We start from the raw sequence: 12657 nt of genomic DNA, 5'->3' as shown, positions 1-12657 counted from the left end.
CCGAATTTATTGTGTTTGTACAAATGTACATCTGCTCAAAGTTTCTATGTTATTCTCTTGTTCAGGTTCCGCCGCTCTTTCAAGCGACAACTTCTTAAGTATATCAGGATTGTTTATCCTTGTCAACACTTTTTTGAAGTTTTTTTTTGAGTTTTTTTATTTTTAACTTTTAATCTCTTTCGAAGTAAAAGGCACTCACTCCCGAGTGCTTTACTATAATACCAAGCCAAAATAACTTTGTCAAGGTTTTTTATACCTTTTTTACAATAATTTATCCTATTGATTACATAACTGTAAATTTAGCGGTCAATAGCTTTGCTTGTGATGAACAACTCTTCTTCTTCGAACACCGATAATAGACCTTGAAAAAACAGAGGCAAATAAAACACCTAATGATATTGCGCCTGCTATAAGAAATGTATCCCTTCCAAACTCATAAGATTTTAATGATTCGTTTATTACCAGGTGATACATCATGTAATAAATCTTCGATCCTGGCACCAAAGGGATGATGCTTGGAATTAAGAAGACGGTCACAGGTTTTTTCATCACCCTAGATAATGTTTCTCCAGTGAGCCCTACTATTAGAGATGCCATAAAAGATGAAAAGGCTTCTGAATAGTTAAAAGACAGCATCAGGCTAAAAACAAGCCATGCTGTAAATCCCCCGCTGAAAACAGCTAGAAATGTTTTTCTTTCTCCATTAAAAAAAACACTAAAAGAAACGGCAGCGATGCCTGCCATCACAGAAAGAAATATCAAATTCATAAGAGTCCTCCTTGAATGAAAAGTATTAATGCGGTACCCACTCCTATTGCTATAGCGGCAGATGTAAATACAGCTATAGATATTCTAGATATACCTGCTAAAACGTCACCGCTCATTAAATCTCTTACAGCGTTTGTTATAGATACTCCCGGAACCAGGGGCATTAAAGCTCCTATGATTATACTGTTTTGATTTTCTACTATTCCCAGCGCTGCAGCAAAAGAAGCGCAAAAACTTAGTATAAAGGCAGTTGAAAAATTTTCTATAAAAAAAGAATAGTTCAATTTGCTGATTTTATCTAGAAATACTAAACTGATTATTCCTATGATAAAGGCTATAACACTTTCCTTCCAGTTTCCGCCAAATAAAAAGGTTGAGCTCCCTGCAGCGAAAGCCCCGCCAATGATTTTATGAAGAGACTCAATCTTAGTTTTTCTTCTAATCTCCTCTACTTCTTTAAAAGCCATGTCAATATGAATGACACTGTTCACAAACTTTCTCGATAACTGATTGATCTCGCTGACTACTTTTAAATTCGTCCCTGCATTTTTCACCCTTCGCATAGCCATAATATTTTCGTTGTAGTATAAGAAAGAGACCATAATCATATTAGTAGTAACAAAAACATTTACATCTTCTATTCCTTTGCAGCTGTTGCAGATTCTAAAACCAGTATCCTCTACACGATATACTTCCGCTCCGCTTTCCAACAAAAGCTGGGACATTAATACAGCTAAATTCGCAACCTTCTGAGCCTTACCTTTATTGTCGATATATATCCCCATGATCTATAACCTCTACTCTAAACGTAACAACAGCATCTTGAATACCAAGATGCTGTTATTCTTAAGATCTTCCTATTATTTCTATATCGTAGCCATCCGGATCGGTGATAAAATAGAAGGACGCTGACTGATCTGAAAGTCCGCTAATATCTGTAATATTATAACCCGCTTCTTTGTGGGTATTATAAGACTCTTCTAAATTGTCTACTTCATAAGCCATATGTCCATAACCGTTTCCTAAATCATAAGCTTCATGATCGTAATTATATGTCAATTCAAGTTCATGTGCAGACACTCCATCTTGAAGATAAACTAGTGTAAATTTATCCTCTGGAAAATCTTTTTTCTCGCGAACGCTCATATTAAGAGCCTTTTCATAAAATGCAATCGACTTTTCTAAATCCTTTACCCTAATACATGTATGCAGTGCTTTATAGTTCATAATTTCCTCCTAATATAATATTTAACTCTTGTTATTCTTATTCTCTTTAAACATCCGCTGCTTTCTCTTGTTAATCTGCCTAAGCATTCTATTTTCAAAAGAAGAAAATGCAGCTTTACATGTTCATAAATATCCTCTGAACACTTTTTGCAGCAACAAATCCTCTCATTAATTTCTCTTCCTTATAACAGGATGGGTCTCTGTTTTTTCGTTTCTATCTGCTAATGTACTCAAAAAAATGGTAACGCAGTATCAGATTTCGTATTCTTTAACCAGCTGATCAAATAATAGCAATGCAATTTCTAACACTTCTGGATTTTCAATATCGCATCCCGCTTTTCGAAGCTGCTCTAAAGGAGGGTTGTTTCCTCCATCTTTTAGGAAAGCAATATAGTTTTCCAACACACCTTTTTCCCCGTGGATGATTTTCTCGGAAAGGATTGTTGCCGCACAAAAACCAGTAGCATATTTATAAACATAAAATCCATAGTAAAAATGCGGCACTCTTGCCCATTCTAAGGAAATCTCTTCGTCTATATAAAGAGAATCTCCAAAATAATATTTATTTAAATCGTAGTATCGTTTTGAGAAGTCATCCCCTGTCAATCCTTCTCCCGATTCTGTTTTTTCATAGATCTCTTTTTCAAACTCCGCAAACATTGTTTGACGGAATACAGTTGACTTAAAAGAATTTAAATGATGATCTAACAGATGAAGCCTTTTTTGCTCATTGTCCGCATTTTCTTTTAGATAATGCAGCAATAGAAGCTCATTGAAGGTAGAAGCTACTTCCGCTACAAATATCCGATAGGAAGAATTAAAATAAGCATTATCCTTTCGAGATAAATAACTGTGTACAGAATGTCCAAGCTCATGAACAAGAGTAAATACAGAATCCAAAGTACCTGTATAATTCAACAAAATGTAAGGATCACTATCATAGCATCCTCCAGAATAAGCTCCAGATCGTTTCCCTTCTCGAGGATAAATATCAATCCAATTCTCTTCAAATGCTTTATAAATTATTTGTAAATAATCATCCCCCAAAGGTTTTAAAGCCTTTAATATCATATCTTTCGCTTCTTCAAAACTGATTTCTTCATTGGAAGATGTAATCGGCGTGTATACATCGTACATATGGGACTGATCTAGCCCTAATCGTTTTGTTCTTATATCATAATACTTTTGCAAACTTGGTAAATGATTATGAATGGATTCTATTAACCCGTCATATACTTTTGTATTTACTTCATCCGCAAATAGCGCCATCTCTCTTGTTGAATTATATTTCTTAAGTCTTGCAGTTGTCGTATTGTATTTCAAATTTCCGTATAATGTGGATCCAAAAGTATTTTTATATTGTCCGTAGGTTTGATACATTTTTTCAAAAGCTTCCTTCCGAACGGATCTTTCACTCTCCATTAAGAGCTTTGAATAATTAGCATGATTTAATTTTACATCTGTTGTTTTCATCTCAGGAAAACTCATATCTGCATAGGATAAACTATAAAAATCATTATAAGGAGCTTGACCCAGCTCTCCAACTGCAGCAAGTATAGATTCTTCCTCTTGGGATAGTGTATGTTCTTTATAACGAAGCTTCCTTTCGATATACCCTTTATAAGTTTTCATTTCATCCAAGGAGAGCAGTAAGGACATTTTTTCGTTATCGATAGCATAAAGCATCGGTTCAAAAAACGCAGTCTTTTCTGCAATTTCCGTCCATAAACCGTCTATTTTCAGATTCAGCTTCTGATTCTCAGAGATACGGCTGTCTTCATCTTTCTTCATATTGGAATAACTCGCTAATTTCGAACCGAGCCGATAAATATTTTCCAATCTTGCCATTATAGAAATCAGATTATCCGGCTCTTTCTTTAAATCCGACAGTTCTTTTAACTGCTCTCTAATCGAAGATATATCTTCTTTGATCTCTTCCTGTATTTGGTACATTTTATTTAAATCCCAAGTATCCATCCACACCATCCTTTCCTTTGTAAACTATAATTGATTATTCTTAATGTTATCTAACTCTTTTTCTTGTTCATTAATCGTTTTAAAATACCGTACGACTTCTTTTAGAACATCAAGGGGAGAAGAGAAGAACGCGACGATACAATAAAACAAAAAGGGCAAAATCATACCATTTCGTTTATAAGCGACTGCTAAAACTGCGTAATGCCTCATCCGAATAAACATCCGGTCTCTTAATGAAAAGCCGTCAAAATATTTTTTCTTTCGCTCATATAATTCTCTCTCTCCAGAAATTTTATTTTTCCCCGTAGAGATCGAATCCCCATGACGGAGTACAACAACATCATAAGTATCTTTCATATACCCAATTTTCAGCCCATGTTCTATGGATTTTAGCATTAGGACAAATTCCTGACCCATTTTGACATGATCAAATCCGCCTATCTCTCTTAATTTCTCTGCTTTGTACATAAAAGTAGGAGTCCCTGTAAGATGGCGTTTCAAGTGATATACTAAAAGTTCTTTATTATTATACTGACTGATATCTTCATGTTTTCTTACGTCGATAAGTTCGCCTTTTGTATTATAAATCAGCATATTTGACAGACTCATATCATAATCGCCGGATTCCATATATTGAACTTGATTTAAAACTTTATCGGGAAGATATTTATCATCATCATCTAAGAAAGTAATATATTTCCCTGTAGCCTTTTTTATTCCTTCATTTCGAGCTAAAGCTCCGCCCATATTCACTTTATTTTTTACATAGACGATGTTTTTATCTTCAATTGACTTTATATATTCTTCCACTTCGCTTCTTAGTTCATAATCAGCGGGCGAATCATCGACAATAACGATTTCTAAATTTTCATAACTTTGAATCAACAAAGATTCTAATGCCGTTTCCATAAATGAACGATCTCTTTTATACGTTGGCATAATAACACTGACTTTTTCACCAAACATTTTAACACTCCTTTAAAAATAGACATACTTCAGGAATATTTTCTTGAATGTATGTCTGTATTTTGATTCTTCTATTTATTTACCCTTTCGCAGGTTTATAATCCTTCTTCTACTGTGGTATTCGAGTTGGTATTTCCGTCTTGTGGATCTTCATAATTTTGCTGATGGGGAGTATCCTCCTCTACATAGGAATCTTCTTCAGCATTCGGATTTATTCCGTAAATCCCTTCAAACAAAACTTTTTTATTCGCATCAATATCTAATCCAAGAACTGCCATCCCTAGAACACGCTTGTCAAAAGCCAAACCTTCAGCCGGAATTCTTAAGGTTGTAACTTCGTATTCATCCATATTCGGTGTTTCTTTTATATAAGAGAGGATCTCTCCTTGAGAAACATCTGTCGTAATCTCTGGCAATACACTTTTTAGACCTCGATCAATGCTGAACATATCCATTTTTTTTCCATTCTCAATCGCTTGTGTCAATACCTTTCTCTGCCGTTCCGTTCTTTCAAAGTCAGCATTGCCTACATGCCTTATTCTAGCATAAGCTAAGGCTTGAGCCCCGTTTAAATGCACGTATCCCGCATCGGCATAAGGATCCATAATATCTGTCTTCGGATCGATACCTCTTATTTTATTTACTTCATCGATAGAAATATTCATATTCTCTATTTCAGCTGACGACACCTCGATATCAACACCGCCTACTGCATCGATTCCGTTAATAAAGGCATCAAAATCTACTTGTACAAAATTGTCAATATACAAATCAAAATTTGTTTCAATGGTATCTACTAATTTTTCAACACCGCCGTAGCCATAAGCTGCATTTAATCTATTTTTACCCAGTCCAGGAATGATCAGATAAGAATCTCTCATAAAGGAAGTTAATATGATTTTTTTATCTTTTGTATCCACTGACATTAGAATGACAGTATCCGAACGGCCTTGTTCATTCTCCCCTCTTATATCTGTCCCGATTAAAAGAATATTCTTCACATCATCTTCATGATAGAGATGAGAAGGGATGCTCTCTTTCGCATTTGCCGCCTTTTCTCCTGTATCATCTTTTTTAAATCTATTGCTAACTTGAGCGATCGGATCAAAATCCATCATATTATAATAGCGAAAAAACAGCCCGTAAGCGGCACTTGTCAGTACAAATAAAACAATAAACAAAATCCCGAACGCCTTTAATATTTTTTTCATATCTTTATTCCTTCCTAGTATATATTAACCACTTCCTATTATACATGAAAAAAAAGAATATTTTTAATAAATAGCGGCACAATTATTACAAAAAGATTACAGATTCTAATAGAATGTATTTTTTGAGCAAATCAGAATGTAACCAAATATTCTAACTCCTTACATAAAAAAACGGAGAAAAGAGTCTGCTTGTTCTCCGTTTTTGAATTATCTTTTTTTCTGTTTTCTTTTCTTTCGAAATATCAGGTTTTGAATATCCTCTAGTCGCAAAACTTTCAAAAATATCACTAAAGGAAAATACACCGCAAAAGCTGCCAACAAAGTAATCAGCAAAGATATAAACAGCGGCATTCTACTTCCAGCAAACTGATAGACAAAATAAACCGCTATCCCCATTAAAATAGATGATATCCCAATTCTGCTTAACTTCGATATAAATTCTCTTGCTCCGATTTTACCCAGCACAAAACGCAGAGCCATTATCATTAAAATTCCGCTGATAACTCTCCCTGTAGCAGTGGCTATCGCCAAACCATTTAACCCGAAAAAATGGGACAATACAAATTTTAAGATTATATCAATACCAATAGCTATGATAGAAATTACTACAGGTGTCTTGGTGTTCTCCAATGAATAAAAAGCTCGGCTATAAATATCTGTAAATGCCTGGCCGATAAGCATCGGTGCATAACATGCAAGAACACCCGCTGTCATAATGATCGATTCGTCTCCGAATTCTCCTCTTCCAAATACAAAGGAAATCACAGGTTCTGCCAAGATTATTAAACCTACAATACAAGGAAGAAGAAAGGTAGCCATTGAAACCGCAGTATCACGAGTAATCTTTTTTAATGCACTGTAGTTTTTGTCCAACGCAGCATTGCTCATAGAAGGATAAACAGAAGTACTGATGGGTACAATCAGTATTCCAGAAAACATCCCTGTTAAACGAATAGCATATTCCAACGCCGAAATACCTCCGACAACAACTAAGGATGCAATATTCTTATCTATAATATTTCCTATATCTTGAAAAAGGAGGGAAATGATCATAGGTGTGGCAAAGAAAACCAGATCCCGCACTTGCCGATCGTGAATATCGATCTTAAAACTATGGGAGTATCCAGTTTTCCGCAATTCTGGAAATATACCGATAAACTGAAGCAGATAACCAACCATAAAACCAAAGGGCAGCAAACGATAGTCAATGACACCGCTTAGAATAATAAATAATATTACTGTTACATTTGCAATAAAAGGCGCAAATGCTGAAACAATAAAACTTTTATTCGCATTTAGATAACCTTGATATAAATTGAATAAAGACAAAGAGTATACAGAAAAAATCATTATTCTTGTGAAAAACACAGCTGTCGACAGCGTTTCCCCCTCAAATCCCGAAGCAAACAGCCGGACAACAGGCTCAGTAAATGTCAAAACAAAAGCAACAAATACTGTTATTACGAGAAAGGATAAATTCCCCACATTCGAAGTGAATCCGACCGCCTCTTCTTCCCCTCTGTTTCTTCGAACACGATTGTATATCGGAATAAAACCGACAGTCATCGCCGTTGCTACAAATCCCGATAAAAGATTTGGGATAGTGGATGCTATAACATAGGCATCCTTTAAAGAGCTGGTTCCATAGAAGTAAGAAACGACCATTTCCCTTGCAAAACCGATTATTTTTGAAAGTGCTGAAATCAACACTAATAAAAAGGCTGTATTACCCATTATTTTCTCCTTTAATATCTTATTTTTTCTTTTTGAATCTAACTGCTTTTATAATGATTTCTTGTATACTAATGACTTTCATTACAGATAATATACTAAAATAAAGTGCTGTTGCAAAGATTATAGTCAACATCAATCCAAGCATTGGATCCATTGCACTTGCGGCAAAATCATTAAAAACGTATGCAAATATTCCCATGATTATAGAAGTTGCCGCTATAATAATGAATTTATGTACAAATACCTTTAATCCAATCTTTCCTATTCTCATACGCAAAACCCACATTAACAAGACTGCATTTACAACCCGCCCGATAGATGAAGACAAGGCTAAACCGGATAGACCCATAATCGGCGATAATAAAAAGTTTAGTACAATATCTGCGATCATCGATATACTTGAAACAATAACCGGTGTCTTTGTATCCTGCAAAGAATAGAAGGCCCTGTTGTAAATATCCGTTATTCCCATCCCGATCAGCATCGGCGCATAGAATATCAGTACAGTCGAAGTCATAAGAACAGATTCCTCCCCAAAAGCCCCTCTTCCATATATAGCTGAAATGATAGGACGGCTTAACACGATCAGACCTATAATTGATGGAACATTCAATATACTAATTGTCGTGGAATTTTCTGTGATGATTTTTTTCAGCTCCGGGATTTGTCCTTGAGTTCCCATCTTGCTCATCGTAGGATATATCGCAGTCGTTATAGGAAAAATCAGTATTCCTGTGACGATCCCGATAATACGGTAAGAATAATCCAGCGCAGATACTCCTCCCGGGGTTAAATAAGAGGCGATATTATTATCAATTAGATTTGCAATATTTGAAACAATTAATGCCATCATCATCGGCAATGCTAAACGAATAAAATCTTTTACACTTTCATCTTTGATACTAAAGCTGAGCCGATAGCTGTAATGCAGTTTTTTCAGGCCTGGTACTATAAACATAAATTGTACAAAATAAGACACTATAAATCCTAAGGGCAGATATATTTTATCAACCATCCCTGCAGCTATGGTAAAAAGTATAATTACTGCATTCATACTAAAAGGTGCTAATGCAGACAGCACAAAACTATCATTTGCGTTCAAATAACCTTGATATAAACTAAATAAAGAGATAGCGTAAAGTGAAAATATCATAATCCGCATATACTGGATCGTCAACTTCAGCACTTCTCCCTCATAACCTCCCGCAATTAGCTTTACAACTCCTTCAGGATAAACTAATACCGCAATCACAAACAGGGTTACGATTACAAATATTAGATTTGCTATACGGCTCGTAAACAAATCTCCCCATTCTCTGCCTTTTTTATTCTCTCTCGTATATATCGGGATATTTCCAATCGTCAATGCTGTTCCGACAAAGCCTGCAAGTATCGTCGGTATAGCAGTCGCGATCACATAGGCATCTTTCGTAATTCCCGTTCCAAAAAAATAAGAAAACACCATTTCTCTTAAAAATCCAAGTATTTTCGATAAAGCCGAAATTATCATTAATACTGCAGCTACTGATTTCATAACATTCCTTCTTTTCATATATTTAAACAATATAGCTATTTTAATCGATCTGAATCATAACTACAACTTTTAAAAAAACAAACCGCCGAAGCGGTTTGTTTTTATCTATCTTTTCAGTTTTGTTTTTATAATCTTTCTAGCATCTTCTAAACGGATAATTCCAAAAAGAAATACTAACGAGATATAAAGGATCCCAGCTGCTGCAACCATAACAAGAACACTTAAAACTAACGGCAGTGTATTTAATAGCACTCCTTTAAGAATATAAACCACAGCACCCATTATACCAGAGGCAATGATTATTTTAACAACTTTCCCGCTTATATTTTTAAGACCAATTCCCTGTATCCTCTTTCTAAGATAAATATACAGTAAGATCGCATTCACAAATCTTCCAATAGATGTTGACAATGCCAACCCGTTTAGTCCCATAAATCTTGACAATGTAATATTTAATACAATATCAACAACTATGGATATAATCGACAAAAATACCGGCGTCTTTGTGTCCTCTAAAGAATAAAAAACTCTATTAAAGATATCCGTAATCCCCAGACCGATCAAAAGAGGTGCATAATAAAAGAGTGCGCCGGAAGTCATCAAAATAGATTCTTGCCCAAACTCGCCTCTTCCATAGACAAATGCTGTAATAGGCTCGCTTAGAAGCATAAGACCGATTGTTGCTGGAATCAAAAGACCCATCATCACTGCAATATTATTGCTTGCTACTTCTTTTAGCTTCCTGTATTCCTTTCGGACACCCAGCTGGCTCATTGTCGGATAAATAGAAGTGGCAATAGAGGTGATTAAAATCATTTGAACCATATTAACTAATCTATTTGCATATTCTAAGGATGAAATCCCTCCCACGGCTATAAAGGATGCTATGTTTTTATCAATAATCGTTCCAACATTTTGAACAACCATCGCCAGCATCATCGGCGCTGCTAATTCTAGAAAGAGCTTTACATAACGGTCTTTAAAATTAAAACTTGGTGTATAAGTGAATTCTTTCTTTCTTAAAAATGGATACAGGAATATAAGCTGCGCCAAATACCCCAAGAAAAATCCTATCGGAAGAAATATATTGTCGATGGTCCCTGCGGCTATTGTAAAAAGGATTACGATAATATTCATCATAAAAGGTGCAACCACAGAAGGAATAAAGACATCATGGGCATTTAAATATCCTTGATACAAACTGAAGAAACAAGTAAAATACACAGTCACAATAACAATACGAAGAAACGAAACTGTCGTCGCTAAGGTCTCTCCCGTAAATCCTCCAGCAAACAGCTTAACAAAGGGCACTGGAAACAGCTCTATTATAAGAATAGCTATGGTTATAATAATAAACAAAATGTTCGTGATTTTAGAAGTATAAAGATTTGCCTGCTCTTTCGACATCTCTTTTAATATTCTATTGTATACCGGAATAAAACCAATCGTAATTGCAGTTCCTACAAAACTCACTATCAGACCCGGAGCGGAAGTTGCAATAACATACGCATCTTTTACCGCTGATGTTCCATAAAAATAAGAGAAGACCATCTCTCTTAAAAATCCCATCACTTTAGATAATGCTGAGATAATCATTAAAATAATTGCTACCGATTTCATAATTTGACCCTTCGATTCATTATATTTTGTTCTTTCAGATAAGCTGTCCTTTAACACTCGTTCCACAATTCTATAACTAAATTTTTCTATTTGTTTTTCTGTAATTCCTGCGGATTTCATTTCTTTTAAAAATCCATTCATTTCCAGAACAGTAGCGATCTCTAAATTTCCCGTAATCCCATCAAAATCAGATCCGATGGAAAGTATATCTTCGCCGTCTGCATTCATAATATAACAAATATACTTCAGATAGTCTGATTTTCTATTAGCGGGATTAAGAAATTTGCTGTTCAAAAAAGCAGAGCAGATGTTTACCCCGATAACTCCGCCGCTATCTACAACAGTTCTAATCATTTCATCCGTTAATTTTCTTGGATGATTCAAAAGAGTTCTACCCTTAGAATGAGTTGCTATGATATATTTTTCAGAAATCCTCGCAGCATCCTAAACCCCGCCGTCTGATCAATGAGAGACATCTGCTATCAACGAAGATCAATATTCATTACAGATCCTCAAAACTGAAACTAAAGTCTAACCCTAACCGATCTCTTATTTCAATAAATTCCTTTTGTATTTCTTTCCCAATGGGAATTCCAGTATTTTCTCTTTCTAAAGACTTAAGATATTCTTTTTCCCCAGCGGTATAAATCCGTTCTTCCCCTTGGGCTTTCTTTGAACTTCTCAACTCTCTTAAAATATCACCTGTAATTTTCTTAAACACATCCGCCCCCATAAAAGCTTCTATATCAACTGCCATGAAAAAATGGCCTAAATGATAGGGGATTTTTAAACCTTCTGCATCATATCCGCTTAGGCTATTCATAAAAGAACCTGCTTGAAGAGCAGATGAAAGTATTTCTACTACCGTTGTATAGCCATAACCTTTATAACCGCCTAAGGCTTCCCCAACCCCCCCTAGAGGAGTCAAAGCTGCCGTTCCCTTCTCAAGGGCATTGAGAATCTCTTCGCTGTCTGTAAGACTTTCGCCATTCTCGCTGATAACAAGTCCTTGAGGAGTTTTCTTCCCTTCCCGATTATACAGTTCAATCTTTCCCCTTTGACAAGTACTAGTAGCACAATCCAATATAAAAGGAAATTCTTCATCTGTCGGCATACCAAAAGTAAGCGGATTGGTACCCATCATATTTTCTACACCAAATGTAGGCGCTACAGAAGGCCGTGCATTTGTTCCCGTAATCCCTATCATATCCTGTGCTGCAGCCATGGAAGCATAATAACCAGCTATACCATAATGAGATGAATTTCTTACTACTACCATTCCCATACCATATTTTTTTGCTTTTTCAATAGCTATTTTCATAGCTTTATGGGAAATTACCATACCCATCCCGTCGTGTCCGTCGACTACAGCAGTAGTGGCTGTTTCTCGGATGATTTCAAAATTCGTAATAGGATTTAGTATCCCATCTAAAATACGATCGATATAAATCGGTTTGAAACGGTTGCAGCCATGGCTTTCTATTCCCCTTCTATCACTTTCTAAAAGGACATCTACACAAATCTCTGCATCTTTTTCCGGCATATCCAGTTTTACAAAAGCTTTTTTCATAAAAACTGCTGCTTCATTCCATGGTATATAATACCTGTGTTCTTCCATAG

At 35.5% G+C, this 12657-nt stretch carries 10 protein-coding genes; all 10 read right to left on the bottom strand.

The annotated features are described in order from the left end of the window. Window positions 1-306 precede the first annotated feature (306 nt). Complete coding sequence (locus ACTQ46_RS03675; RefSeq protein ID WP_441747528.1) at window positions 307-768, bottom strand: threonine/serine exporter family protein; 462 nt, start codon at window positions 766-768, stop codon at window positions 307-309. Next, on the bottom strand, window positions 765-1553 hold the full coding sequence (locus tag ACTQ46_RS03670; protein WP_441747527.1) for a threonine/serine exporter family protein: 789 nt from the start codon (window positions 1551-1553) through the stop codon (window positions 765-767). The genes ACTQ46_RS03675 and ACTQ46_RS03670 overlap by 4 nt, the downstream gene beginning before the upstream one ends. Window positions 1554-1614: 61 nt before the next feature. Next, window positions 1615-1995 carry a lactoylglutathione lyase gene (gene gloA, locus ACTQ46_RS03665; RefSeq protein ID WP_441747526.1) on the bottom strand — a complete coding sequence of 127 codons (381 nt, stop codon included), beginning with the start codon at window positions 1993-1995 and terminating at the stop codon, window positions 1615-1617. A 252-nt stretch (window positions 1996-2247) separates the two neighbouring features. After that, window positions 2248-3972: an oligoendopeptidase F gene (pepF, locus tag ACTQ46_RS03660; RefSeq protein ID WP_441747525.1), complete on the bottom strand. Its 1725-nt coding sequence runs from the start codon at window positions 3970-3972 to the stop codon at window positions 2248-2250. Window positions 3973-3996: 24 nt separating this feature from the next. Further along, complete coding sequence (locus ACTQ46_RS03655) at window positions 3997-4938, bottom strand: glycosyltransferase family 2 protein (RefSeq protein ID WP_441747524.1); 942 nt, start codon at window positions 4936-4938, stop codon at window positions 3997-3999. Between the two features lie 95 nt (window positions 4939-5033). Further along, window positions 5034-6149: an LCP family protein gene (locus ACTQ46_RS03650; RefSeq protein WP_441747523.1), complete on the bottom strand. Its 1116-nt coding sequence runs from the start codon at window positions 6147-6149 to the stop codon at window positions 5034-5036. A 207-nt stretch (window positions 6150-6356) separates the two neighbouring features. Beyond that, window positions 6357-7883 (bottom strand): murein biosynthesis integral membrane protein MurJ, encoded by a 1527-nt coding sequence (murJ, locus tag ACTQ46_RS03645; RefSeq protein WP_441747522.1) that lies wholly within the window; start codon window positions 7881-7883, stop codon window positions 6357-6359. A gap of 19 nt (window positions 7884-7902) precedes the next feature. Next, entirely contained in the window at window positions 7903-9417 is a 1515-nt protein-coding gene (gene murJ, locus ACTQ46_RS03640; protein WP_441747521.1) for a murein biosynthesis integral membrane protein MurJ, read from the bottom strand. A gap of 105 nt (window positions 9418-9522) precedes the next feature. Further along, the gene (gene murJ / locus ACTQ46_RS03635) at window positions 9523-11469 is read right to left on the bottom strand and encodes a murein biosynthesis integral membrane protein MurJ (protein ID WP_441747534.1); all 1947 of its coding nucleotides are present in this window, start codon (window positions 11467-11469) and stop codon (window positions 9523-9525) included. A gap of 70 nt (window positions 11470-11539) precedes the next feature. Continuing rightward, window positions 11540-12655 (bottom strand): Ldh family oxidoreductase, encoded by a 1116-nt coding sequence (locus ACTQ46_RS03630; protein WP_441747520.1) that lies wholly within the window; start codon window positions 12653-12655, stop codon window positions 11540-11542. Window positions 12656-12657 lie beyond the last annotated feature (2 nt).

The organism is Gallicola sp. Sow4_E12 (assembly GCF_052116305.1).
Taxonomy (GTDB): Bacteria; Bacillota; Clostridia; order Tissierellales; family Peptoniphilaceae; genus JBQKLI01.
Note: the sequence above shows the minus strand (reverse complement) of the source record. Positions and strands in the feature narration are given on the sequence as shown.

Bases quoted from the DNA above. Each gene is read 5' to 3' on its own strand.
- gloA (WP_441747526.1), bottom strand. From the start codon at position 1,995: ATGAACTATAAAGCACTGCATACATGTATTAGGGTAAAGGATTTAGAA.
- ACTQ46_RS03630 (WP_441747520.1), bottom strand. From the start codon at position 12,655: ATGGAAGAACACAGGTATTATATACCATGGAATGAAGCAGCAGTTTTT.
- ACTQ46_RS03675 (WP_441747528.1), bottom strand. From the start codon at position 768: ATGAATTTGATATTTCTTTCTGTGATGGCAGGCATCGCTGCCGTTTCT.
- murJ (WP_441747521.1), bottom strand. From the start codon at position 9,417: ATGAAATCAGTAGCTGCAGTATTAATGATAATTTCGGCTTTATCGAAA.
- ACTQ46_RS03655 (WP_441747524.1), bottom strand. From the start codon at position 4,938: ATGTTTGGTGAAAAAGTCAGTGTTATTATGCCAACGTATAAAAGAGAT.
- pepF (WP_441747525.1), bottom strand. From the start codon at position 3,972: ATGGATACTTGGGATTTAAATAAAATGTACCAAATACAGGAAGAGATC.
- murJ (WP_441747522.1), bottom strand. From the start codon at position 7,883: ATGGGTAATACAGCCTTTTTATTAGTGTTGATTTCAGCACTTTCAAAA.
- ACTQ46_RS03670 (WP_441747527.1), bottom strand. From the start codon at position 1,553: ATGGGGATATATATCGACAATAAAGGTAAGGCTCAGAAGGTTGCGAAT.
- ACTQ46_RS03650 (WP_441747523.1), bottom strand. From the start codon at position 6,149: ATGAAAAAAATATTAAAGGCGTTCGGGATTTTGTTTATTGTTTTATTT.